General features: G+C 71.3%; 19 protein-coding genes, 1 tRNA gene and 1 other RNA gene. 7 read left to right on the forward strand and 14 right to left on the reverse strand.

Annotated features, from left to right (window positions below):
- Positions 1-19 precede the first annotated feature (19 nt).
- From rpsA to gyrA, 6 genes are all read right to left on the reverse strand, one after another.
- The gene (gene rpsA / locus Tsedi_RS03735) at positions 20-1,702 is read right to left on the reverse strand and encodes a 30S ribosomal protein S1 (protein ID WP_143893741.1); all 1,683 of its coding nucleotides are present in this window, start codon (positions 1,700-1,702) and stop codon (positions 20-22) included.
- A 161-nt stretch (positions 1,703-1,863) separates the two neighbouring features.
- Positions 1,864-3,894 carry a bifunctional 3-phosphoshikimate 1-carboxyvinyltransferase/cytidylate kinase gene (locus Tsedi_RS03740; RefSeq protein WP_143893743.1) on the reverse strand — a complete coding sequence of 677 codons (2,031 nt, stop codon included), beginning with the start codon at positions 3,892-3,894 and terminating at the stop codon, positions 1,864-1,866.
- 8 nt (positions 3,895-3,902) lie between these two features.
- Positions 3,903-4,802 (reverse strand): prephenate dehydrogenase, encoded by a 900-nt coding sequence (locus Tsedi_RS03745; protein ID WP_143893745.1) that lies wholly within the window; start codon positions 4,800-4,802, stop codon positions 3,903-3,905.
- A complete protein-coding gene (gene pheA / locus Tsedi_RS03750; RefSeq protein ID WP_143893748.1) occupies positions 4,799-5,929 on the reverse strand; it encodes a prephenate dehydratase in 1,131 nt (376 codons plus the stop codon). The genes Tsedi_RS03745 and pheA overlap by 4 nt, the downstream gene beginning before the upstream one ends.
- A gap of 16 nt (positions 5,930-5,945) precedes the next feature.
- Positions 5,946-7,088 carry a 3-phosphoserine/phosphohydroxythreonine transaminase gene (gene serC, locus Tsedi_RS03755; protein ID WP_143893750.1) on the reverse strand — a complete coding sequence of 381 codons (1,143 nt, stop codon included), beginning with the start codon at positions 7,086-7,088 and terminating at the stop codon, positions 5,946-5,948.
- A gap of 4 nt (positions 7,089-7,092) precedes the next feature.
- Positions 7,093-9,723, reverse strand: a complete 2,631-nt coding sequence (gene gyrA, locus Tsedi_RS03760) for a DNA gyrase subunit A (protein WP_143893751.1) — start codon at positions 9,721-9,723, stop codon at positions 7,093-7,095.
- Positions 9,724-10,031: 308 nt separating this feature from the next.
- Between gyrA and ompA the strand changes: the two genes are divergently transcribed.
- The 5 genes from ompA to Tsedi_RS03785 all read left to right on the forward strand — a co-directional run bounded on the left by ompA (position 10,032) and on the right by Tsedi_RS03785 (position 13,284).
- Positions 10,032-10,700, forward strand: a complete 669-nt coding sequence (gene ompA, locus Tsedi_RS03765; RefSeq protein ID WP_143893753.1) for an outer membrane protein OmpA — start codon at positions 10,032-10,034, stop codon at positions 10,698-10,700.
- 119 nt (positions 10,701-10,819) lie between these two features.
- Positions 10,820-11,536 carry a bifunctional 2-polyprenyl-6-hydroxyphenol methylase/3-demethylubiquinol 3-O-methyltransferase UbiG gene (gene ubiG / locus Tsedi_RS03770; RefSeq protein WP_143893755.1) on the forward strand — a complete coding sequence of 239 codons (717 nt, stop codon included), beginning with the start codon at positions 10,820-10,822 and terminating at the stop codon, positions 11,534-11,536.
- Entirely contained in the window at positions 11,533-12,207 is a 675-nt protein-coding gene (locus tag Tsedi_RS03775) for an HAD family hydrolase (RefSeq protein WP_143893757.1), read from the forward strand. Before ubiG ends, Tsedi_RS03775 begins: the two co-directional genes overlap by 4 nt.
- Before the next feature lie 13 nt (positions 12,208-12,220).
- Positions 12,221-12,598: a transfer-messenger RNA gene (ssrA, locus tag Tsedi_RS03780) on the forward strand.
- A gap of 161 nt (positions 12,599-12,759) precedes the next feature.
- The gene (locus Tsedi_RS03785) at positions 12,760-13,284 is read left to right on the forward strand and encodes a superoxide dismutase family protein (RefSeq protein WP_143893758.1); all 525 of its coding nucleotides are present in this window, start codon (positions 12,760-12,762) and stop codon (positions 13,282-13,284) included.
- A gap of 72 nt (positions 13,285-13,356) precedes the next feature.
- On the opposite strand, the gene Tsedi_RS03790 is transcribed toward Tsedi_RS03785, so the two are convergent.
- From Tsedi_RS03790 to aroE, 4 genes are all read right to left on the reverse strand, one after another.
- Positions 13,357-13,433, reverse strand: a tRNA-Pro gene (locus Tsedi_RS03790).
- A gap of 10 nt (positions 13,434-13,443) precedes the next feature.
- Positions 13,444-13,926 (reverse strand): MerR family transcriptional regulator, encoded by a 483-nt coding sequence (locus tag Tsedi_RS12340; RefSeq protein ID WP_246099167.1) that lies wholly within the window; start codon positions 13,924-13,926, stop codon positions 13,444-13,446.
- 63 nt (positions 13,927-13,989) lie between these two features.
- Complete coding sequence (tal, locus tag Tsedi_RS03800) at positions 13,990-14,946, reverse strand: transaldolase (protein WP_143893760.1); 957 nt, start codon at positions 14,944-14,946, stop codon at positions 13,990-13,992.
- Between the two features lie 32 nt (positions 14,947-14,978).
- The gene (aroE, locus tag Tsedi_RS03805) at positions 14,979-15,812 is read right to left on the reverse strand and encodes a shikimate dehydrogenase (RefSeq protein WP_143893763.1); all 834 of its coding nucleotides are present in this window, start codon (positions 15,810-15,812) and stop codon (positions 14,979-14,981) included.
- 154 nt (positions 15,813-15,966) lie between these two features.
- Between aroE and Tsedi_RS03810 the strand changes: the two genes are divergently transcribed.
- Positions 15,967-16,776, forward strand: a complete 810-nt coding sequence (locus Tsedi_RS03810) for a DODA-type extradiol aromatic ring-opening family dioxygenase (RefSeq protein WP_143893765.1) — start codon at positions 15,967-15,969, stop codon at positions 16,774-16,776.
- An 18-nt stretch (positions 16,777-16,794) separates the two neighbouring features.
- Here the strand turns inward: Tsedi_RS03810 and Tsedi_RS03815 are convergent, their stop codons facing one another.
- The gene (locus Tsedi_RS03815; protein ID WP_143893768.1) at positions 16,795-17,097 is read right to left on the reverse strand and encodes a hypothetical protein; all 303 of its coding nucleotides are present in this window, start codon (positions 17,095-17,097) and stop codon (positions 16,795-16,797) included.
- Between the two features lie 12 nt (positions 17,098-17,109).
- Between Tsedi_RS03815 and Tsedi_RS03820 the strand changes: the two genes are divergently transcribed.
- Positions 17,110-17,700, forward strand: a complete 591-nt coding sequence (locus Tsedi_RS03820) for a trimeric intracellular cation channel family protein (protein WP_221934197.1) — start codon at positions 17,110-17,112, stop codon at positions 17,698-17,700.
- 44 nt (positions 17,701-17,744) lie between these two features.
- On the opposite strand, the gene gcvP is transcribed toward Tsedi_RS03820, so the two are convergent.
- Genes gcvP through gcvT form a run of 3 tightly spaced genes read right to left on the reverse strand, consistent with a single transcriptional unit; the run spans position 17,745 to position 22,253 of the window.
- On the reverse strand, positions 17,745-20,684 hold the full coding sequence (gene gcvP / locus Tsedi_RS03825; protein WP_143893772.1) for an aminomethyl-transferring glycine dehydrogenase: 2,940 nt from the start codon (positions 20,682-20,684) through the stop codon (positions 17,745-17,747).
- A 21-nt stretch (positions 20,685-20,705) separates the two neighbouring features.
- On the reverse strand, positions 20,706-21,071 hold the full coding sequence (gene gcvH, locus Tsedi_RS03830; protein ID WP_143893774.1) for a glycine cleavage system protein GcvH: 366 nt from the start codon (positions 21,069-21,071) through the stop codon (positions 20,706-20,708).
- A gap of 51 nt (positions 21,072-21,122) precedes the next feature.
- A complete protein-coding gene (gcvT, locus tag Tsedi_RS03835; RefSeq protein ID WP_143893776.1) occupies positions 21,123-22,253 on the reverse strand; it encodes a glycine cleavage system aminomethyltransferase GcvT in 1,131 nt (376 codons plus the stop codon).
- Positions 22,254-22,258: the final 5 nt, after the last annotated feature.

Consider the following 22,258-nt stretch of genomic DNA (forward strand, 5'->3'; position numbering starts at 1 on the left):
AGCCGACCCCGGCGGGCGGTCAGTTGCCGCTGCTGCTGTCGAGCTTGGCGCGCAGCAGCGCCCCCAGGTTGGTGGTGCCGGCATTGCCGGCGTTCTGCGCGAGGCTGGCCATCGCCTCCTGCTGGTCGGCGGCGTCCTTGGCCTTGATCGACAGCTGGATGCTGCGGTTCTTGCGGTCGACGTTGATGATCACCGCGGTGACCTCGTCGCCTTCCTTCAGGACGTTGCGGGCGTCCTCGACGCGGTCACGCGAGATCTCGCTGGCGCGCAGGTAGCCGGTGACGTCGTTGCCGAGGTCGATCTCGGCGCCCTTGGCGTCGACGCTCTTGACCGTGCCGGTGACGGTCGAGCCCTTGTCGTGGATCGACACGAAGGTCGTGAACGGATCGGCGTCGAGCTGCTTGATGCCCAGGCTGATGCGCTCGCGCTCGACGTCGACGCCCAGCACGACCGCCTCGACCTCCTGACCCTTCTTGTAGTTGCGCACCGCGACTTCGCCCGGTTCGTTCCACGACAGGTCGGACAGGTGCACCAGGCCGTCGATGCCATTTTCCAGCCCGACGAAGATGCCGAAGTCGGTGATCGACTTGATCGGGCCCTTGACGCGGTCACCCTTGCGGTGCGTGTCGGCGAACTCCTGCCACGGGTTGGGCTTGCACTGCTTCATGCCGAGGCTGATGCGGCGCTTGTCCTCGTCGATGTCCAGCACCATGACCTCGACCTCGTCGCCGATCGAGACGACCTTGCTCGGCGCGACGTTCTTGTTGGTCCAGTCCATCTCGGAGACGTGCACCAGCCCCTCGATGCCGGGCTCCAGCTCGACGAAGGCGCCGTAGTCGGCGATGTTGGTGACCTTGCCGAACAGGCGCGTGCCGGCCGGGTAGCGGCGCGCCACGCCCAGCCAGGGGTCGTCGCCCATCTGCTTCAGGCCCAGGCTGACGCGCTGGCGCTCGGGGTCGAACTTGAGCACCTTGGCGGTGATCTCCTGGCCGACCTGCACCACCTCGTTCGGGTGGCGCACGCGGCGCCAGGCCATGTCGGTGATGTGCAGCAGGCCGTCGATGCCGCCCAGGTCGACGAAGGCACCGTATTCGGTGATGTTCTTGACCACGCCGGTGACGATGGCGCCTTCCTTGAGGGTTTCCAGCAGCTTGGCGCGCTCTTCGCCCATGCTGGCTTCGACCACGGCGCGACGGCTGAGCACGACGTTGTTGCGCTTGCGGTCCAGCTTGATGACCTTGAACTCCATGGTCTTGCCCTCGTAAGGCGTCAGATCCTTGACGGGGCGGGTGTCGACCAGCGAGCCCGGCAGGAACGCGCTGATGCCGTTGACCATGACCTTGAGGCCACCCTTGACCTTGAACGTGGTGGTGCCGGTGACGAATTCGCCCGACTCGAGCGCCTTTTCCAGCATCGCCCACGCGGCCAGACGCTTGGCCTTTTCGCGCGACAGGATGGTGTCGCCGTAGCCGTTTTCGACCGCCTCGACGGCCACGGCCACGAAGTCACCTTCGCGCACTTCGAGCTCGCCCTGGTCGTCTTTGAACTCCTCGATCGGGATGTAGGCCTCGGACTTGAGGCCGGCGTTGACGACGACGAAGTTGGGGTCGATGCGCACCACCTCGGCGGTGATGACCTCGCCTACGCGCAGGTCGGCGCGCTTGAGCGACTCTTCGAACAGGGCGGCAAAGGATTCGGACATGAAATTTCCTGTGGCAGACCGCCGCGCCCGGGACGGCCGGCGGGACGGGTTGACACCCGGCGCGTGGCGCGGGTGGTTGGGTTGACGAACCCTCGGGCGTGCGCGGCGCGGAAAGCCGCGGCGGCGCCCTCGGGGCCTGCAACGGTTGGCCGCGCGAAGCCTCAGGCTTCGAACGGCCGGCGCTGCGCCCACCAACCCAGCACCGTCTCGACCGACTCCTCGATCGTCTGGTGCGTGTTGTCAAGCGCCAGCGCATCCTCGGCCGCCGCAAGCGGCGCCACGCTGCGTGCACGGTCGCGCGCATCGCGGGCCTCAAGCTCGGCCAAAAGACTTTCAATGCTAGCATGTTCGTTGCGTGCGCGCAACTGTTCGTGGCGCCGTTGGGCGCGCGCACGCGCGCTGGCGGTCAGGAACACCTTGAGCGCCGCGTCCGGAAACACCACCGTGCCCATGTCGCGCCCGTCGGCCACCAGCCCCGGCAAGCGGCGGAAGGCCCGCTGCAGCGCCAACAGCCCGGCGCGCACGGCGGGGATCGCCGATACGCGCGAGGCCGCCGCGCCGGCCTCCTCGCTGCGCAGTTCGGCGGTGACGTCCTCCTGCCCGAGCCATACGCGCCCGCCGTCGAAGCGCGCCGGCAGCGTGCGCGCCAGCTCCCCCAGCCGCGCCTGCACCGCCTCGTCCTGCAGCGCCGCGGCGTCGGTCGGCACGCCGGCGCGCGCCGCCGCCAGCCCCACCAGCCGGTACAGCGCGCCGGAGTCCAGCACGTGGTAGCCGAGCCGGCGCGCCAGCGCCGACGCCAGCGTCCCCTTGCCGGAGGCGCTGGGGCCGTCGATGCAGATCACCGGGATGTCGGCGGGGTCGGCCTCGACCACCTGCCACAGGGTTTCGAAGTAGTCCGGAAAGGTCTTGGCGACGCACTTGGGGTCGAGGATGCGCACCGGACGGCGCGCCGGGTTGAACGCCGCCAGCGACCCGCACATCGCCATGCGGTGATCGTCGTAGGTGTGCAGCGCCGCGGCGCGCCAGCCGTCGGCCGGCAGCGGGTGCACGCGCAGCCAGTCCGGCCCTTCCTCGACGGTGGCGCCGAGCCGTCGCAGTTCGGTGGCCATGGCGGCGATGCGGTCGGTCTCCTTGACGCGCCAGCTGCCGATGCCGCGAAGGGTGCTCGCGCCGTCGGCGTAGAGCGCCATGACCGCCAGCGTCATCGCCGCGTCCGGAATGGCGTTGCAGTCCAGCTCCAGCGCGCGCAGCGGCCAGGCGCCGCGGCGCACGTGCAGCCGGTTGGCTTCGCCTTCCACCTCCGCGCCCATCGCGCGCGCGGCCTCGGCGAACGCCACGTCGCCCTGGATCGAGGCCAGCCCCACGCCCTCGATCGTCACCGGTTGCGCCGTGGCCGCCAGCGCCCCGGCGGCGATGAAGTAGCTCGCCGCCGAGGCGTCGCCCTCGACGTGCACCTCGCCCGGGGTGGCGTAGCGCGCGCCGGCCGGGATGGTGAAGCGGCGCCAGCCATCGCGCTGCACCGCCACGCCGAAGCGCGCCAGCAGCTTCAGTGTCATCGCGACGTAGGGCTTGGAGATCAGCTCGCCGCTGACCTCCACCACGATCGGCTGCGCCTGCGCCACCAGTGGCAGCGCCAGCAGCAGCGCCGTCAGGAACTGGCTGGAGACGTCGCCGCGCACCCGGATCGGCGCCTCCAGACGCAGCGTTGCCGGCCCGTGCACGCGCAGCGGCGGGTAGCCCTCCTGCCCCAGGTACGCGACGTCGGCGCCGAGCTGGCGCAGCGCCTCGACCAGGTCGCCGATCGGCCGCTCGTGCATGCGCGCCACGCCGCGCAGTTCGAAGCTGCCACCCTCGCGCGCGGCCAGCAGCGCCAGCGCCGCCGTCAGCGGCCGCATCGCGGTGCCGGCGTTGCCGAGGAACAGCGCCGCCTGCCGCACCGGCAGCCGCCCGCCGAGGCCCGTCACCGCCACCGTGGTGGCGTCGAGCCGCTCGAGACCGCAGCCCAGCGTCTGCAGCGCCTGCAGCATCACGCGCGTGTCGTCCGAATCCAGCAGGTCGCGCACGACGGTGCGGCCGGCGCTGAGCGCCGCCAGCAGCAGCACGCGGTTGGAAATGCTCTTGGAGCCGGGCAGGCGCACGGTGCCGCCGGCGCGGCGCAGGGGGGGCAGGTCGAGAAAGGGGATGTCGTACATCGGCTCGATCAGGGACTGGGGGGCGCGCCGGCCGGCGCCCAGGCGCGGCGCGCGCGGCTGGCCGCCTCGATCAGCCGCTGCAGCCGCGCCGGCTCGTCCAGCGCCGCCTCGAAGGCGTCCAGCGCGGCGCGAAACGCCGCCGCCTGCGCGCGCACCTCGGCGGCGTTGGCGTGCAGGATGTCGCGCCAGACCTCGGGGTCGCTGGCGGCGATGCGCGTGAAGTCGCGAAACCCCGGGCCAGCCAGCGCCAGGAAGCGCCCTCCATCGGGCTGCTGTGCCAGCGCGTGCATGGCGGCGAACGCCAGCAGGTGCGGCAGGTGGCTGACCGCCGCCAGCGCCGCGTCGTGCTCGTGCGGGCTCATCGCGTGCACGCGCGCCCCGAGCGCCTGCCACAGTGTCCGCGCGCGCCGCTGCGCGTCGGCGGCGGTTTGCGGCAGCGGCGTCAGGATCACCGGCGCGCCGCGGTAGAGGTCGGCGCAGGCGTGCTCGACGCCTGCCTTTTCCTTGCCGGCGATCGGGTGCGCCGGCACGAAGCGCGCCAGGCGCCGCGCGTCCAGCGCCGCGCGCGCCGCGGCCACGACGTCGGCCTTGGTGGAACCGACGTCCATCAGCAACGTGTCGTCGGCCAGCGCCGGGGCGAGCGCGCGCAGCGTCGCTTCCGTGGCGGCCACCGGCACCGCCAGCAGCACCACGTCGGCGCCGCGTGCGGCAGCCGCGGGGTCGTCGGTGGCTTCGTCCGCCACCCCCCGCGCCGCGGCGCGCGTCCGTGCCTCGGGCGAACGCGCCACCCCCACCACGTGACGCACCAGCCCCGCGGCGCGCAGCGCCAGCGCGAACGAGCCGCCCATCAGACCGCAGCCGATGACGGCCAGGCGCTGCACCGGCTCGGGGGGGGACGCCGTGCTCATGTCTCCGACACCGGATAGGCGCCCAGCATCTTGTAGAACGCGCACAGCCCCTGCAGCTCCTGCAGCGCCGCGCCGACGTGCGGCTGCGACGGATGGCCGGCGATGTCGATGTAGAAGTAGTACTCCCACTGCCCCGATTTGGCCGGGCGCGACTCGAAGCGCGTCATCGAGACACCGTGCTCCTTCAGGGGTTTGAGCAGGTCGTGCACGGCGCCGGGACGGTTCGGTACCGACACGACGATGCTGGTGCAGTCGCGCCCGCTCGGACCGGGCATGGCCATCGTCTGCGGCAGGCAGATGATGGCAAAGCGCGTGCGGTTGTAGGCTTCGTCCTGAATCGCGTGCGCGACGATGTGCAGCGCGTATTGCGCCGCGGCACGCTCGCTGGCCAGCGCCGCCCACGCCGGGTTGGTGGTGGCAAGCCGCGCCCCTTCGGCGTTGCTGGCCACGGCGCGCCGTTCGGCGTGCGGCAGGTGGGTCGACAGCCAGCCCTGGCACTGCGCCAGGGCCTGCGGGTGTGCCATCACCACCTCGATGCCCTCCAGGCTCGGCACCTGGCGCAGCAGGTTGTGGCGCACCAGCAGGCTGACCTCCCCGACGATGTGCACCGGCGAGCGCAGGAACAGGTCGAGCGAGCGCGCCACCACGCCCTCGGTGGAGTTCTCGACGCCGACGACGCCGAACTGGGCGGTGCCCGCCGCGGTGGCGTGGAAGACCTCGTCGAAGCTCGGACAGTGGATCAGCTCGGCGGCGCTGCCGAAGTATTCGATCGCGGCCTGCTCGCAGAACGTCCCCTCGGGGCCGAGCACGGCCACGCGCATCGGCGCCTCCAGCGCCAGGCACGCCGACATGATCTCGCGCCAGATCGCCGCCACGTGCCGGTTGTGCAGCGGGCCCGGGTTGGCGGCCTCGATGTTGGCGATCACCTGCGCGACGCGGTCGGGGCGAAAGAACGGCGAACCCTCGGCGCGCTTGACCTCGCCGACCCGTTGCGCGATGCGCGCGCGCTCGTTGAGCAGGCGCAGCAGCTCGCGGTCGATGGCGTCGATCTGGTCGCGCAGCGCGCGCAGCGCCGGGCTGGCCTGCGGCTGCGGGGAGGCGGCGAGGGAGGGGGAGGGCGTGGTCATCCGCGCGGACTCCATCTCAGGCGCTGCGCTCGAACTCGCGCAGGTACTCGACCAGGGCCTGCACGCCCTCGATCGGCATGGCGTTGTAGAGGCTGGCGCGCATGCCGCCGACCGACTTGTGGCCCTTGAGCTGCAGCAGCCCGCGCTGCTGCGCCCCGCGCAGGAAGGCAGCGTTGCGCGGGTGCGCCGGATCCTTCAGCGGCCGGCCGTCGTCGCCGCGCAGGAAGAACGGCATGTTCATGCGCGAGCGGCAGGCCGGATCCACGAGGTTGACGTAAAGCTGCGAGCCGTCGATGGCCTCATACAGCAGCCGCGCGCGCGCGATCGCGCGCGCCTCCATCGCCGCCACGCCGGTGAGCTCGCCCTCGCGCTGCGCCGCCACCCACTGGAACACCAGGCCCGCCACGTAGATGGCCCAGGTCGGCGGCGTGTTGGCCATCGACTGCTGCTCGGCCAGCACGCGGTAGTCGAACACGGTGGGGCAGATCGGCAGCGCGTGGCCGAGCAGATCCTCGCGCACGATGATGAGCGTCAGCCCCGCCGGGCCGATGTTCTTCTGCGCCCCGCCGAACGCCAGCCCGACGCGACGCCAGTCGATCGGGCGCGACAGCACGTGGGAGGAAAAGTCGATCACCAGCGGCGCGTCGCACCCCAGCGCCGCCAGGTCCGGCAGCTGGTGGAATTCGACGCCGTGAATGGTCTCGTTGCTGCACAGGTGCACGTAGGCGGGGTTGGCGCGCAGCCGCCACGTGGCCGGGTCGGGGATCGCGGTGTAGCCGCCGTCGGCGCCGCTGGCGGCCACCTGCACGTCGGCGTAGCGGCGCGCCTCCTGCGCCGACTTCTGGCTCCAGGCGCCGGTGACGACCACGTCCACCGCGCGCTGCGGATGGCGCCCGGCCAGATTGAGCGGCACCATCGCGTTGTGCGCCAGCGCGCCGCCCTGGCTGAACAGCACCTTGAAGTGGTCGGGGATGGCCAGCAGCGCGCGCAGGTCGGCTTGCGCCTGCTCGAGGATCTCGCCGAATTCGCGGCCGCGGTGGCTCATCTCCATCACGCCCATGCCGCAGCCGTGCCAGTCCAGCATCTCGGCGGCGGCCTGGCGCAACACGGCCTCGGGCATGGTGGCCGGGCCGGCGGAGAAGTTGAACGGGCGCGCCATCGGCTCAGCCCTCCGCGGGGGCGGGTTCGCCCCCTTCGTCCTCGCCCCCGTCGCCGGCGTCGGCGATGCGCTGCAGACCGCTCAGCCGGTCGCCCTCGTCCAGGCTGATCAGCGTGACGCCCTGCGTGGCGCGGCCCATCTCGCGGATCTCGGCCACGCGCGTGCGCACCAGCACCCCGCGGTCGGAAATCAGCATGATCTCGTCGTCCGGGCGCACCAGCGTGGCGGCCACCACCTTGCCGTTGCGCTCGCTGGTCTGGATCGCGATCATGCCCTTGGTGCCGCGCCCGTGGCGGGTGTATTCGACGATCGGGGTGCGCTTGCCGTAGCCGTTTTCGGTGGCGGTCAGCACGCTCTGCGTCTCGTCTTCGGCCACCAGCAGCGCGATCACCTGCTGGCCGTCCTCCAGCGTCATGCCCTTGACGCCGCGCGCCTGCCGGCCCATCGGGCGCACGTCGTTCTCGTCGAAGCGCACCGCCTTGCCGGCGTCGGAAAACAGCATCACGTCGTGCCGCCCGTCGGTCAGCGCCGCGCCGATCAGGTAGTCACCCTCGTCCAGGTCGACGGCGATGATGCCGGCCTTGCGCGGGTTGCTGAATTCGTCCAGCGGCGTCTTCTTGACCACGCCTTGCGCGGTGGCCATGAAGACGTAATGATCGGCCGGGAAGCTGCGGAACTCGCCGGTCAGCGGCAGCACCACGGTGATCTTCTCGCCCTCGGCCAGCGGGAACATGTTGACGATCGGCCGCCCGCGCGCGCCGCGCCCGCCGGCGGGCACCTCCCACACCTTGAGCCAGTAGACCCGCCCGCGGTTGGAGAAGCACAGCATCCAGTCGTGCGTGTTGGCGATGAAGAGCTGGTCGATCCAGTCGTCGTCCTTGGTGGCGGTGGCCTGCTTGCCGCGGCCGCCGCGGCGCTGCGCGCGGTATTCCGACAGCGGCTGCGCCTTGACGTAGCCGGCGTGCGACAGCGTCACCACCATGTCCTGCGGCGCGATCAGATCCTCGGTGTCGAGCTCCTGCGCGTGGGGCTCGATCTGACTGCGCCGCTGGCCCTGCGGCGTCTGGCCGAATTCGGCGCGGATGGCGCGCAGCTCCTCGGCGATGATCGCCGTGACGCGCTCGGGCTTGGCCAGGATGTCGAGCAGGTCGTCGATCTGCGCCATGACCTCCTTGTACTCGGTGACGATCTTGTCCTGCTCCAGGCCGGTGAGGCGCTGCAGCCGCATCTGCAGGATCTCCTGCGCCTGCGTCTCCGACAGCGCGTAGAGCCCGTCGGCCTGCAGCCCGCAGGCGCGTACCAGTCCCTCAGGGCGGTAGTCGTCGGCGTTCACGGTCCCGCCATCGGCGCGCGCGCGCGTCAGCATCGCGCGCACCAGTTCGCTGTCCCAGCGGCGCGCCATCAGCTCGGCCTTGGCCACCGGCGGGGTGGGGCTTTCGCGGATGATGCGGATGAACTCGTCGATGTTGGCCAGCGCCACCGCCAGCCCTTCCAGCACATGGCCGCGCTCGCGCGCCTTGCGCAGCTCGAACACCGTGCGCCGCGTCACCACCTCGCGCCGGTGCTGCAGGAAGATGTCCAGCAGATCCTTCAGGTTGCACAGCTTGGGCTGGCCGTCGACCAGCGCCACCATGTTGATGCCGAAGGTGTCCTGCAGCTGTGTGTGCTTGTAGAGGTTGTTGAGCACGACCTCCGGCACCTCGCCGCGCTTGAGCTCGATGACCACGCGCATGCCGGACTTGTCGGACTCGTCCTGGATGTGCGCGATGCCCTCGATCTTCTTGTCGCGCGCCAGCTCGGCGATGCGCTCCAGCAGCACCTTCTTGTTGACCTGGTACGGGATTTCGTCGACGACGATGGCCTGGCGCTGGCCGCGGTCGATGTCCTCGAAGTGGCAGCGCGCGCGCATCACCACGCGCCCGCGCCCGGTGCGGTAACCCTCGCGCACCCCCTGCAGCCCGTAGATGATGCCGGCGGTCGGAAAGTCCGGCGCCGGGATGAAGGCCATCAGGTCATCCACCGTTGCCTCGGGGTGCGCCAGCAGGTGCAGGCAGGCGTCCACCACCTCGTTGAGGTTGTGCGGCGGGATGTTGGTGGCCATGCCCACCGCGATGCCGGCCGAGCCGTTGACCAGCAGGTTGGGCAGCCGGCTGGGCAGCACCAGCGGCTCGCGCTCGCTGCCGTCGTAGTTGGGGCCGAAATCGACCGTCTCCTTGTCGATGTCGGCCAGCATCTCGTGCGCGATCCTGGCCAGCCGGATTTCGGTGTAGCGCATCGCGGCGGCGGCGTCGCCATCGACCGAGCCGAAGTTGCCCTGGCCGTCGATCAGCATGTGGCGCAGGCTGAAGTCCTGCGCCATGCGCACGATGGTGTCGTACACCGCGCTGTCGCCGTGCGGGTGGAATTTACCGATGACGTCGCCGACGATGCGCGCGGATTTCTTGTAAGGCCGGTTCCAGTCGTTGCCCAGCTCGTGCATCGCGTACAGCACGCGCCGGTGCACGGGCTTCAGGCCATCGCGGGCGTCGGGCAGCGCGCGCCCCACGATCACGCTCATGGCGTAATCGAGGTAGCTGCGGCGCATCTCCTCTTCGAGGCTGACGGGCAGGGTTTCGCGGGCGAAGGATGGACTCATGGAAGGCGCCGCCTCGGTGGCGTGAATGGGCGTGGGGTGCCGCCGGTGCGTTGCCGGCCCGGATTGATGCCACGCCAGCCGACGATTGTACCGGCCGAGGTCGGCGCGCTTGGCGCCAGGCGAGGCGCTGCGGCCGATGCCATCGCTGTCGCATCGCAGCAACAGCGCCGCGGACGCCGTTGGCGCCGGTTTGGCAGGGGCTTGGCGCTGTGGCGGCTTGTGGCAGAATGGAACCAAGAGCGCAAAGGTCCGTCTATCGTGGGCGGATTCGCGATCTTGTCCGCGTACACCATACCAAGAGGAACCCCATGAACAAGCTCTCGAAGATTGCCGCGCTGTTCGCCACGGCTGCCATGGCCTCGGCGGCCGGTGCCCAGACCATCGACAACTGGCGCAACGGCACCGGTGACCTGGTGTGGAAGAACGGTACCAACGAACTGTGCTGGCGCAACAGCTCGTGGACGCCGGCCACCGCGGCCAAGGGCTGCGACGGCGCGATCGTGCCGGCCCCGGCGCCCGCTCCGGCCCCGGCGCCCGCACCGGCCCCCGCGCCTGCGCCTGCGCCGGCCGCCGCGCCCGCGCCTGCTCCGGCGCCTGCGCCGGCGCCCGCTCCGGCCCCTGCCGCGCCGGCCAAGGTGACCTACGCGTCGGACGTGTTCTTCGATTTCGACAAGGCCGTGCTCAAGCCTGAGGGCAAGGCGCGCCTGGACGACCTGGTCGAGAAGATCAAGGGCATCAAGCTGGAGGTGGTCATCGCCGTCGGCCACACCGACTGGACCGGCCCCGACGCCTACAACCAGAAGCTGTCGGTGCGTCGCGCCGAGGCCGTCAAGGCCTACCTCGTCAGCAAGGGCATCGACGCCAACCGCATCTACACCGAGGGCAAGGGCGAGAGCCAGCCGGTGGCCGACAACCGCACGCGCGAAGGTCGCGCCAAGAACCGCCGCGTCGAAATCGAGGTGGTCGGCACCCGCTGATCGGCGCCGGCCGGCGTGTCCCGGCGCTGGCGGAAAAGTTTCTTTCGACCCGCTGCCAAAGGCCCCGACCGGGGCCTTTGGCGTTTCCGGCGGCTGCGACGCGCCGCGATAATGGCGCCATGGAAACGAAGCTGAACGCGGATCCGGCCGAGCTGGCCAAGTTTTCCGATCTCGCTCACCGTTGGTGGGATCCGGAAGGCGAGTTCCGGCCGTTGCACCAGATCAACCCGCTGCGTCTGGGATGGATCGAGGAGGTGGCCGGGCCGCTGCGCGGCCGCGAGGTGCTCGACGTCGGCTGCGGCGGCGGCATCCTGGCCGAGGCGATGGCGCGCCGCGGCGCGCGCGTGTTGGGCATCGACCTGGCGGACAAGCCGCTCAAGGTGGCGCGGCTGCATGCGCTGGAGCAGCAGGTGGCGGGGCTGGAATACCGTGCCGTCAGCGTCGAGCAGCTGGCGCAGGAGCGCGCGGGCGCCTTCGACGTCGTGACCTGCATGGAGATGCTGGAGCACGTGCCCGACCCGGCCTCGGTGGTGGCGGCGTGCGCGGCGCTCGTCAAGCCCGGCGGCTGGGTGTTCTTCTCGACGCTGAACCGCAACCCCAAGTCGTTCCTGCTGGCCATCGTCGGCGCCGAGTACGTGCTGCGCCTGCTGCCGCGCGGCACGCACGAGTACCGCCGCTTCATCCGTCCCAGCGAGCTGGCGCGCTGGGTGCGCCCGGCCGGACTCGAGGTGGTGCAGCTCAAGGGGCTCAGCTACCAGCCGCTGACGCGACGCTTCACGCTCGGCTCGGACACCGACGTCAACTACCTGATGGCGGCGCGCCGGGAGGCCGCGTGAGCGTGCGCTGGCGCGACGTGCGCGCCGTCCTGTTCGACCTCGACGGTACGCTGCTGGACACCGCACCCGACCTCGGCCACGCAGCCAACCTGCTGCGGCAGCGCCGCGGCCTGCCCCCGCTGCCGTTGGCCCGCTACCGTCCCCACGCCAGCAGCGGCGCGCGCGGCATGCTGGCCATCGCGCTGGGGCTGCAGCCCGGTGACGACGGCTTCGAGGCGGCGCGTGCGGAGTACCTCGCCGTGTACGAGGAGGTGATGTTGCGCGCCACGGCGCCGTTCGAGGGCGTGCTGCCGCTGGTGCAGGCGCTGGATGCGGCCGGATTGCCGTGGGGGGTGGTGACCAACAAGGTCGAGCGCTTCGCGCTGCCGATCGCTGCGCGCGTCGAGCCGCTGCCGCGCGCGGCCGTCGTCATCGGCGGGGACACCACCCCGCACGCCAAGCCGCACCCGGCGCCCCTGCTGGAGGCGGCGCGGCGGCTCGGCCTGGAGCCCGCGGCCTGCCTCTACGTCGGTGACGACGAGCGCGACATCGTGGCCGGCCGCGCGGCGGGCATGCGCACGGTGGCGGCACGCTACGGCTATCTCGGGCACGCCGCCGACGTCGCCACGTGGGGGGCGGATGCCCACATCGACCATCCGCAGCAGCTGTTGAACTTTCTCGAATTGCCCTAAACTAAGCAGGCACGGGGCTGCACCGGTTTCGACGTGGGTGCGGACTCGACGCAGAGCATGCCGAGGTGCTGTCACCTCGCTAAACCACAGCAACAAAGTAACTGCGAACGACGAACGTTTCGCTCTCGCCGCCTGATCGCGGTGAGCCTTGCACCGGTCGGCCGATAGGCCGGGCCGAAGGGGCCGCAAGGTCCTGACGGCGGCAAGGGCACATTCATCGGCTGGTCGCATCGCGGGCAACTTGCGGTGCGATGAGATTCAAGGTTGCTGGTTCCGGGCGCAGCGTGCCGCTGCGCGGCGCGCGGGACGAGACCCCAAACAGACGGCTACGCATGTAGAACTGCGCGAGAATGGCCTGCGGACGGCGGTTCGACTCCGCCCAGCTCCACCACACACCTTGGCCGTGGCGCCGTGCCGCGGCTTTCCCCCTCGGCGGTGCCGCCTTGCCTTGCGTGGACATAGTCATGTCGAACGAAGGGTTTTGTGCGCGGTGCCGGAGGGGTTGCCGTATGCTGCCGGTCTGCAGTCTTTCGAAGAATCGAGGAGACCGGCATGAAAGGCATCGCATGGGCGGCGGCCGCAGGGGCCGCTTTCCTGTTGTCGGGTTGCGCCCACTGGACGGGCGGCCCCACGGCGGTGGCACAGCTGCAACCCACCCGTGGCAGCACCACGCAAGGGGTCGTGCAGTTCCAGCAGCGGGGCGACGTGGTGGTCGTCTCCGGGGAGGTACGCGGCCTCAAGCCGAATGCCGAGCACGGCTTCCACGTGCACGAGCGGGGTGACTGCTCCAGCGGCGATGGCATGAGTGCTGGCGGGCACTACAACCCGCACGGGCATCCCCACGGCCGTCATGGCCATGGCATGCACCACGCCGGGGATCTGCCTAATCTGAAGGCGGACGCACAGGGCGTGGCGACGTTCCGCTTCGAGGTGCGCACGATCAGCGTCGGCGCCGGCCCGGCGGACGTCGTCGGCCGGGCGCTGATCGTGCACCGTGATCCCGACGACTATCGCAGCCAACCGGCGGGCAACGCCGGTCCGCGGCTCGCTTGCGCCGTGATCCAGCTGCAGCGCTGAACCTTGCGGATCAAGGGGAAGGGCGATCGAAAAAGGGCTTACGCGATCGCTCGCGTAAGCCCTTGATGTTGTTGGTCGGCGTGGCGGGATTCGAACTCGCGACCCCTTGCACCCCATGCAAGTGCGCTACCAGGCTGCGCTACACGCCGAAGACTTTCATTATACCGCATCGCCATGGGCCTGCGCCGGTTCGCTGGTGCCGTCGGGCAACAGGTCACGGATGGCACGCAGCTCGGCCGCCAAGGCCCGTCTGGCCGAGGTCGGCAGGCCGGCCAACGCTTCGCCCAAGGTGGCCGTTGCCTGGGTCACCGCCATGGCCAGCTTCTCTCCCTCATCCGCGACAGGCTCCACGGTGGCGTTGCGCTGCTGGCGCTGCTGGCGCGTCCATTCGGCCAGGCGGTTGCGCGCTCCCTGGATCGTGAAGCCCTCCTCGTAGAGCAGTTCACGGATGCGGCGGATCATCAGCACCTCGTGGTGCTGGTAGTAGCGCCGGTTGCCGCGCCGCTTCATCGGGCGCAGCTGGGTGAACTCCTGTTCCCAGTAGCGCAGCACGTGCGGCTTGACGCCGCACAGATCGCTGACCTCGCCAATGGTGAAGTAGCGCTTGGGCGGGATCGGGGGCAGGGTCGCCTCGGTGGCCATGGTGACAATCGACCGCAAAGCCGCAACTGTAGCGCAACGGCGCGGACTGGCCGTCGATCGCCTTCAGCGGCCGGTGGCCAGGGCGTCGAGCCGCTGCGCATCGGCGCAGAACAGGCGGATGCCTTCGGCGAGCTTTTCGGTGGCCATCGCATCGTCGTTGAGCGCGAGGCGAAACGCCGCTTCATCGCCGGCACCGAAGTGGAGCTCGGGCAGGTCGGCGCGGCGCGCCTCGTCCTCGTCCAGCGTGCGTGGCACGTCACCCTCGGTGGCGGCCAGCCGCGCCAGCAGTTCCGGGCTGATGGTCAGCAGATCGCAGCCGGCCAGCGCCAGGATCTGGCCGGTGTTGCGGAAGCTCGCACCCATCACCTCGGTGCGGATGCCGAAGTGCTTGTAATGGCGCCAGATGCGCGTCACCGACTGCACCCCCGGGTCGTGCAGGCCGGCCATCGCCGCCTCGTCCCACTGCGCACCCGCGCGCGCCTTGTGCCAGTCGTAGATGCGGCCGACGAAGGGGGAAATGAGCGTGACACCGGCATCCGCACACGCCACCGCCTGGCAAAAGCTGAACAGCAGCGTGAGATTCGTATGGACGCCGTCGCGCTCCAGTTGCTCGGCGGCGCGGATGCCCTCCCAAGTGGCGGCGATCTTGATCAGCACGCGCTCGCGCGGCACGCCCTCGGCTTCGTAGAGTGCGATCAGGCGGCGGGCACGCGCCGCGGTGGCGGCCGTGTCGAAGCTCAGGCGCGCATCGACTTCCGTGGAAACGCGGCCTGGCACGATGCCCAGGATCTCGCAGCCGAAGCGCACCAGCAGCCGGTCCACGCGTTCGTCCAAGGGGCGATCGCGGTGGCGTGCCAGGACCTCGTCGACGAGCGATGCATAGTCGGGCTTGAGCGCCGCCTTCAGGATGAGCGATGGGTTGGTGGTGGCGTCGCGCGGCTGAAATTGCGCGATCTGCAGGAAGTCGCCGGTGTCGGCGACGACGGTGGTGTGGCGCTTGAGGGCGTCGAGCTGGTTCATCGCGGGGGCGGGCAGAGCGGAATGGGGCGCGGTCAGGTCAGCGGTGTGGCCAGCCGCTCGATCACGGGACGGGTGTCGGGGCGCACACCGCGCCACCAGGCGAAGCTTTCGGCAGCCTGCTCGACCAGCATGCCCAATCCGTCGGCAAGCCGGCCGGCACCGGCAGCGCGTGCCTGGCGCAGGAAGGGGGTCAGTCCCTGGCCGTAGACCATGTCGTAGGCCAGCGTGACCGGTGCGAAGACGCCGGACGGCAGCGGCAGCGGCTCGCCCCCCAGGCTGGCGGCGGTGGCGTTGATGACGACGTCGAACGGGGGCTGCCCGGCCAGGTCGGCGTAGCCGCATGCCGCGAGCTTCTCCCGGCCGAGGCCGAGCGCCTGCAGCGCCGCAACGAGCGCCTCGGCCTTGGCGACGCTGCGGTTGGCCACCACGACGGCGTCAGGCCCGGCCTGCAGCAACGGCTGCAGCGCTCCGCGGGCGGCACCCCCGGCGCCCAGCACGAGCACGCGCCGTCCCGCCAGGGGCTGACCGAGGTTGACCTGCAGGTCGCGCACCAGGCCGACGCCGTCGAAGTTGTCGGCGCGGCAGCGGCCGCCGTCGAACGCCAGCGCGTTGGCCGCGCCGGCCACGCGCGCGCGCTCGCTGACCTCGTCGGCGTAGGCGCAGGCCTCGAGCTTGAACGGCAGCGTGACGTTGAGGCCGCGTCCTCCTGCGGCGCGGAATGCATCCACCGTGGCGGCAAAACCGTCCAGCGGGGCTTCGATCGCGGTGTAGGCCAGCGCCTGGCCGGTGGCCTGCGCGAACAGCGCGTGGATCAGCGGGGACTTGCTGTGGCCGACGGGGTGGCCGATGACGGCGTAGCGATCCATGTCGTGATTGTCACCGATGGCGCCCACGCCAGGCTGACGGCAGGGGGCGCAGGCCACGGTTCAAAGGCCTTGCACGCCGCGTTGCCGCTCGTGCAACCCGGCGCGGGAAGGGCGGCGCTAGGATCGTGTTCCTTGCATCCCGACGCCACTGACGATGTCCGCCGTCCTGCCCACGCTGTTCGTCTCGCACGGTTCGCCGATGATGGCGCTGGCGCCCGGCGCCGCCGGGGCTGCGCTGCGGGGCTGGGGCGAATCGCTCGTGGCGGGGGCCGGCCTGCGCGCGGTGGTGGTGCTTTCGCCGCACTGGATGGAGGAGGTGGCCGCCGTGGGCAGCCACCCCAGCCCGCCGACGTGGCACGACTTCGGCGGCTTTCCGCCGGCGCTGTACCGCCTTCAGTACCCGGCACCGGGCGATCCGGCGCTGGCGCACGAGGTGCTGACACGCCTGCGCGCGGCCGGCCTGCCCACGCGCGAGGATCCGCTGCGTCCGCGCGACCACGGGGCGTGGTCGCCGCTGCGGTTTCTGCTGCCGCAGGCGCGCTGGCCGGTGGTGCAGCTGGCCCTGCCCGTCGCGGCCGATCCGGCGGCCGTGTACGCGCTGGGCGCTGCGCTGGCCGATCTGCGCCACGATGGGGTGCTGCTGATGGGCTCGGGCAGCCTGACGCACAGCCTGACGGTGTTTTTCGAGGAGCGGGCGGCGCTGGATGATCCACCGGCGCCACAGGTCACGGCGTTTGCGGACTGGGTCGCGCAGCGTCTGCAGGCCGGCGACCTGGAGGCGTTGCTGGACTACCGCACGCGCGCCCCGCATGCCGCGCACGTCCATCCGACCGACGAGCATCTGCTGCCGCTGTACTTCGCGCTCGGTGCGGCCGGCTGGCCTCATGGGGAAGTTTCGGTGCGACCGATCACGCGGGAGGTGCAGTACCGCCACCTGGCGATGGACAGCTACGCGTTCGGCTGAACGGGCGGCCGCAGCCCGTCACGACACCCACTTGGTGCTGTCGTCCACCTCGGGCGGCGTGTCGTCGTGCACCAGCGCCTCGCGCAGCGCCAGCAGATCCATCATCACGTCCAACGGAAACCCGCGCCGCCCCCCGCGGTGGTCGTGCAGCAGCTCGTGAAACCGCTCGCGCAGGGCCTGCGGATCGTGCCGCACCGCCGCCAGCGCGTTGGCGATGCGCGGAAACTGGGCCGCCAGCGCTTGCGGATAGGGCAGTCCCGGTGCCGCGCGCAGCCACGCCTCGGTCTCGGGCAACAGGGTATGCACGTCGGTATCGGCCATGGTCGGGCCATTATGCGCACGGCCACGCCGGGCCGCAACCACAGCCAGCTACGATACGTCCAGCATTCTCCACGAATCTCGGTGGCCTTCGTGAGCGCCTTTGGTGGCGGCACCGTGCGCGACCTGCTGCTGGATCGCCGGCCGCTGTTCTGGATCGAGCACGAAGCCTACCTGTGGCTGGTGCTGGCGATGGCGCTGTCGGCGCCGCTGTGGCTGCCGATGGCGCTGCGCGAGACGGGCGCGCGGTTGATGGTGGTGGCCGATGCGCTCGGGCTGGGCCTGTTCGCGATTGCCGGCACGAGCATCGCGCAGGCGGCCGGGATGTCGCCGCTGGTCAGTGCGTTGCTGGGCGTGGCCACGGCGATCGTCGGCGGGGTGGCGCGCGACGTGCTGTGCAACGAGATCCCGCAGGTCTACCGCGACCACCGGCCCTACGCGGTGTGCGCGCTGGCCGGCTGTGCCGCGTACCTGGCGCTGGAGGCGTGGGAAGTGGCGGCGCCGTGGGCCAGCGCAGCCGGCGTGGCGGTGGCCACCGGCAGCCGGTTGGCTGCCGTGGCCCTGGGGTGGACGCTGCCGAGCTGGCGTCCACCCGGCGCGCCTTGAGCGCGGGCGGCGCCCACGGCGGCGCGGGGCGGCCGCCCCGGGGATCAGGCCGCGGCGGCCTCGGCCACCGGCACGCAGCTGCAGAACAGGTTGCGATCGCCGTAGACGTTGTCCACGCGCCCCACCGGCGGCCAGTACTTGCTGCCGGCGCCACCATGTGCGCGGTGGAACGGCAGCGCGGCGGCCTGCTCGCGCGGGTAGGGGTGCGTCCAGGCTTCCTCCAGGCAGTGCGCGGCGGTGTGCGGGGCGTTCTTCAGCGGGTTGTCGTCGCGCGGCCACACGCCCAGCTCCACCGCGCGGATCTCCTCGCGGATGGCGATCATCGCATCGATGAAGCGGTCGAGCTCGGCCAGGCTTTCGCTTTCGGTGGGCTCCACCATCAGCGTGTTGGGCACCGGAAACGACAGCGTCGGGGCGTGGAAACCGTAGTCCATCAGCCGCTTGGCGATGTCCTCGGCCATGATGCCGGCGCTGTCCTTGAAGGCGCGGCAGTCGAGGATGCATTCGTGCGCGACGTGGCCGTTGGCGCTGGCGTAAAGCGTCGGATAGTGCGCGCGCAGCCGGGCGCTGACGTAGTTGGCCGCGAGGATCGCGGCTTGCGTCGCGCGCTTCAAGCCCTCGGCACCCATCATGCGGATGTACATCCAGCTGATCGGCAGCACCGCCGCGTTGCCCAGCGGCGCGGCGCTGACCGCACCGACCGCCGCCTCGCGCGGCGCGGCGCCGGCGTAAGCCCCGGCGGCGTGCGCGGTGGCATGGCCGGGCAGGTAGGGGGCGAGCTCCTCCACCACGCACACCGGGCCGACGCCGGGGCCGCCGCCGCCGTGCGGGATGCAGAAGGTCTTGTGCAGGTTGAGGTGGCTGACGTCGCCGCCGAAGCGGCCCGGCGCGGCCAAGCCGACCAGCGCGTTCATGTTGGCGCCGTCGATGTAGACCTTGCCGCCGTGCTCGTGCACGAGGCGGCACAGTTCGGCGATCTCGGTCTCGAACACGCCGTGCGTGCTCGGGTAGGTGATCATGATGCAGGCGAGTTCCCGCGCATGCTGCTGGCACTTGGCCCGCAGGTCCGCCATGTCGACGTTGCCCTGGGCGTCGCAGGCCACCGGTACCACGCGGTAGCCGACCATCTGCGCGCTGGCCGGGTTGGTGCCGTGCGCGGAGGTCGGGATCAGGCAGACGTCGCGGTGGGGTTCGCCGCGGGCGACGTGCCAGGCGCGGATCGCCAGCAGGCCGGCGTACTCGCCCTGCGAGCCGGCGTTGGGCTGCAGGCTGATGGCGGCGTAGCCGGTGGCCTGCGCCAGCCAGGCACGCAGCTGCTCGTCCAGCAGCCGGTAGCCTTCCAGCTGGTCGGCCGGCGCGAACGGATGCACCTGGGCGAATTCGGGCCAGGTGACCGGGATCATCTCGCTCGTGGCGTTGAGCTTCATCGTGCACGAGCCGAGCGGGATCATCGTGCGGTCCAGCGCCAGATCCTTGTCCGCGAGGCGCCGCAGGTAGCGCAGCATCGCGGTCTCGCTGTGGTGGCTGTTGAAGACCGGGTGCGTCAGGTAGGCCGAGGTGCGTCGCAGCGCCGCCGGCAGCAGCGGCTGCGCCCGGGCGGCCACGGCGTCGAAGTCCGGCAGCGGCTGGCCCGGCAGCGCGAACACCTTCCACAACGCCTCGACGTCGGCGCGCGTGGTGGTCTCGTCCAGGGAGATGCCGACGTTGCCGTGGCCGGCGTCGCGCAGGTTCATGCCGGCTTCGCGCGCGCGCAGCAGGGCCGCGGCGGCGCCTTGCCCGAGGTGCAGCGTCAGGGTGTCGAAGGCGGTGCCGTTGGCGGGATGGTGGCCGAGCTCGCCCAGCCCGGCGGCCAGCACCGCGGTCAGCGTGGCCACGCGTTCGGCGATGCGGCGCAGCCCCTGCGGGCCGTGGTAGACGGCGTACATCGAAGCCACCACCGCCGGCAGCACCTGCGCGGTGCAGATGTTGGAGGTGGCCTTCTCGCGCCGGATGTGCTGCTCGCGCGTCTGCAGGGCGAGGCGGTAGGCCGGCTGGCCGTGCGCATCGACGCTGACGCCGACCAGCCGTCCGGGCAACGAGCGCTTGAAGGCATCGCGGCAGGCGATGAAGCCGGCATGGGGGCCCCCTGCGCCCATCGGCATGCCGAAGCGCTGCGCGCTGCCGACCACGATGTCGGCGCCCCACTCACCGGGGGGGGCGAGCAGCGTCAGCGCCAGCAGGTCGGCCGCGACGACGAAGGCCGCGCCCTTGGCGTGCACGCGTCCGGCGTCCTCGCGCCAGTCGTCGATGCGGCCGGTGGTGGCCGGATACTGCGTCAGCGCGGCGAAGTAGTCCTCGCGCGCCAGCGCCTGCAGCCAGTCCTCGCGGCTGTGGGTGACACGCACCTGAAGGCCCAGCGGCTCGGCGCGCGTGCGCACCACTTCGATCGTCTGCGGATGGCAGTCGGCGCTGACGACGAACACGGTGCCACCGGCCTTGACGACCCGGCGCGCCAGCGTCATCGCCTCGGCCGCGGCGGTGGCCTCGTCCAGCAGCGAGGCGTTGGCGATGTCCATGGCGGTGAGGTCGGCCACCATGGTCTGGAAGTTGACCAGCGCCTCCATGCGGCCCTGCGAGATCTCGGCCTGGTACGGCGTGTAGGCGGTGTACCACGCGGGGTTTTCCAGCACGTTGCGCAGGATCACGCCCGGCGTCAGGGTGCCGTAGTAGCCTTGGCCGATGAAGCTCTTGAGCAGCCTGTTGCGCGCGGCGATGGCCTTGAGCTCGGCCAAGGCCTCGGCCTCGCTGGCCGGGGCGGGCAGCTGCATCGCGTCCAGGCGCGCGATCGCCTGCGGCACGATGCTGGCGGTCAGCGCATCGAGGCTGTCCTCGCCGATGGCGGCCAGCATGCGGCGCTGGTCGGCGTCGGTCAGGCCGATGTGGCGGGCGACGAATTCGCCCTGCGGCAGCAGGTCGGCCAGCGGTGTGGAGGCGGGGGTGGTCATCGGGCAGTCTCGGGCGCGGGGTCAGTGGGCGATCTGCTGGTAGGCGGCTTCGTCCAGCAGGCCGTCGAGCTCGGCCGGATCGGCCAGGCGCAGCCTGAAGAACCAGCCTTCGCCCATCGGGTCGCGGTTGGCCAGCGAGGGGTCGGCGCGCAGCGCCTCGTTGACCTCGACCACCTCGCCGCCGACCGGGGCGTAGACGTCGGCGGCGGCCTTGACCGACTCGACGACGCCGGCCACGTCCTTCCGCGCGAGCTTGCGGCCGATCTCGGGCAGCTCGACGAAGACGACGTCGCCCAGCGCATCCTGCGCGTGGTGCGTGATGCCGACGGTGGCGAGGTCGCCGTCGACGCGGATCCATTCGTGCTCGGGGGTGAACTTGAGGGTCATCGGAGGGCTCCTGCGGGAAAGGGAAAAACGCTCTTCGGGGGCACGCGACCGTCAGCCGCGGTGATAACGGGGCGCCACGAACGGCATCGGCACGACTTCCATCGGCACCGGCTTGCTGCGCACGATGGCGTGCAGGCGCGTGCCGGCGGCGGCGTGGGCGCTGGCGACGTAGCCCATCGCGATGGGCACGTCCAGCGTCGGCGACAGCAGCCCGCTGGTCACCTGGCCCACCGGTGTGCCGTCGGGGGTCTGCAGCGGGGCGGGCTCGCGCACCGGGATGCGCTCCAGCGCCTTCAGGCCGACGCGGCGGCGCGCCACCTCGGCGCGGCCGTCCAACTGCGCCAGCACCCGGTCGGCGCCCGCAAAGCCCCCGGCGCGCTCGCCGCCGCTGCGGCGCACTTTCTGGATCGCCCAAGTCAGGCCGGCCTCCACCGGCGTGGTGGTGCGGTCGATGTCGTGGCCGTACAGGCACAGGCCGGCTTCCAGCCGCAGCGAGTTGCGCGCGCCGAGCCCCACCGGCTTGACTTCCGGCTGCGCCAGCAGCGCGCGTGCGAACGCCTCGGCGGCCTCGGCCGGCAGGCCGATCTCGAAGCCGTCCTCGCCGGTGTAGCCGCTGCGCGTGACGTACAGATCGGCGCCCTGCCAGGTGAGCGGCATGCCGGTCATGAAGACCAGCCGCTCCACCCCCGGCAGCAGGCGCTGCAGCGCCTGCGCCGCCAGCGGCCCCTGCAGCGCCAGCAGCGCGCGCTCGAAATGCGCGGTGACGCTGCAGCGCGCGCCGATGCGGGCCTGCAGGTGCGCCAGGTCGGCGTGCTTGCAAGCGCCGTTGACGATCAGGTAGAGGTCGTCGCCGCGGTTGACGAACATCAGGTCGTCGAGGATGCCGCCGTCGTCCGCGAGCAGCAGGCCGTAGCGCTGGCGGTGCAGCCCCAGTCCCTGCACGTCCATCGGGATCAGGCTTTCCAGCGCCGCGGCAGCCTGCGGGCCGCGCAGCGTGATCTGCCCCATGTGCGAGACGTCGAACAGACCGGCGGCTTGGCGCGTGTGCAGGTGCTCGCGCAGCAGGCCGTCGGGGTACTGCACCGGCATCGCGTAGCCGGCGAACGGCACCATGCGCGCGCCGAGCTCGAGGTGCAGCGCGTGCAGCGGGGTGGTCAGCAGATCGGTGGCGGAGACGGACATGGCGG

The organism is Tepidimonas sediminis, assembly GCF_007556605.1.
GTDB classification, from domain to species: domain Bacteria; phylum Pseudomonadota; class Gammaproteobacteria; order Burkholderiales; family Burkholderiaceae_C; genus Tepidimonas; species Tepidimonas sediminis.

Bases quoted from the DNA above. Each gene is read 5' to 3' on its own strand.
- rpsA (WP_143893741.1), bottom strand. From the start codon at position 1,702: ATGTCCGAATCCTTTGCCGCCCTGTTCGAAGAGTCGCTCAAGCGCGCC.
- Tsedi_RS03740 (WP_143893743.1), bottom strand. From the start codon at position 3,894: ATGTACGACATCCCCTTTCTCGACCTGCCCCCCCTGCGCCGCGCCGGC.
- Tsedi_RS03745 (WP_143893745.1), bottom strand. From the start codon at position 4,802: ATGAGCACGGCGTCCCCCCCCGAGCCGGTGCAGCGCCTGGCCGTCATC.
- pheA (WP_143893748.1), bottom strand. From the start codon at position 5,929: ATGACCACGCCCTCCCCCTCCCTCGCCGCCTCCCCGCAGCCGCAGGCC.
- serC (WP_143893750.1), bottom strand. From the start codon at position 7,088: ATGGCGCGCCCGTTCAACTTCTCCGCCGGCCCGGCCACCATGCCCGAG.
- gyrA (WP_143893751.1), bottom strand. From the start codon at position 9,723: ATGAGTCCATCCTTCGCCCGCGAAACCCTGCCCGTCAGCCTCGAAGAG.
- ompA (WP_143893753.1), top strand. From the start codon at position 10,032: ATGAACAAGCTCTCGAAGATTGCCGCGCTGTTCGCCACGGCTGCCATG.
- ubiG (WP_143893755.1), top strand. From the start codon at position 10,820: ATGGAAACGAAGCTGAACGCGGATCCGGCCGAGCTGGCCAAGTTTTCC.
- Tsedi_RS03785 (WP_143893758.1), top strand. From the start codon at position 12,760: ATGAAAGGCATCGCATGGGCGGCGGCCGCAGGGGCCGCTTTCCTGTTG.
- Tsedi_RS12340 (WP_246099167.1), bottom strand. From the start codon at position 13,926: ATGGCCACCGAGGCGACCCTGCCCCCGATCCCGCCCAAGCGCTACTTC.
- tal (WP_143893760.1), bottom strand. From the start codon at position 14,946: ATGAACCAGCTCGACGCCCTCAAGCGCCACACCACCGTCGTCGCCGAC.
- aroE (WP_143893763.1), bottom strand. From the start codon at position 15,812: ATGGATCGCTACGCCGTCATCGGCCACCCCGTCGGCCACAGCAAGTCC.
- Tsedi_RS03810 (WP_143893765.1), top strand. From the start codon at position 15,967: ATGTCCGCCGTCCTGCCCACGCTGTTCGTCTCGCACGGTTCGCCGATG.
- Tsedi_RS03815 (WP_143893768.1), bottom strand. From the start codon at position 17,097: ATGGCCGATACCGACGTGCATACCCTGTTGCCCGAGACCGAGGCGTGG.
- Tsedi_RS03820 (WP_221934197.1), top strand. From the start codon at position 17,110: ATGCGCACGGCCACGCCGGGCCGCAACCACAGCCAGCTACGATACGTC.
- gcvP (WP_143893772.1), bottom strand. From the start codon at position 20,684: ATGACCACCCCCGCCTCCACACCGCTGGCCGACCTGCTGCCGCAGGGC.
- gcvH (WP_143893774.1), bottom strand. From the start codon at position 21,071: ATGACCCTCAAGTTCACCCCCGAGCACGAATGGATCCGCGTCGACGGC.
- gcvT (WP_143893776.1), bottom strand. From the start codon at position 22,253: ATGTCCGTCTCCGCCACCGATCTGCTGACCACCCCGCTGCACGCGCTG.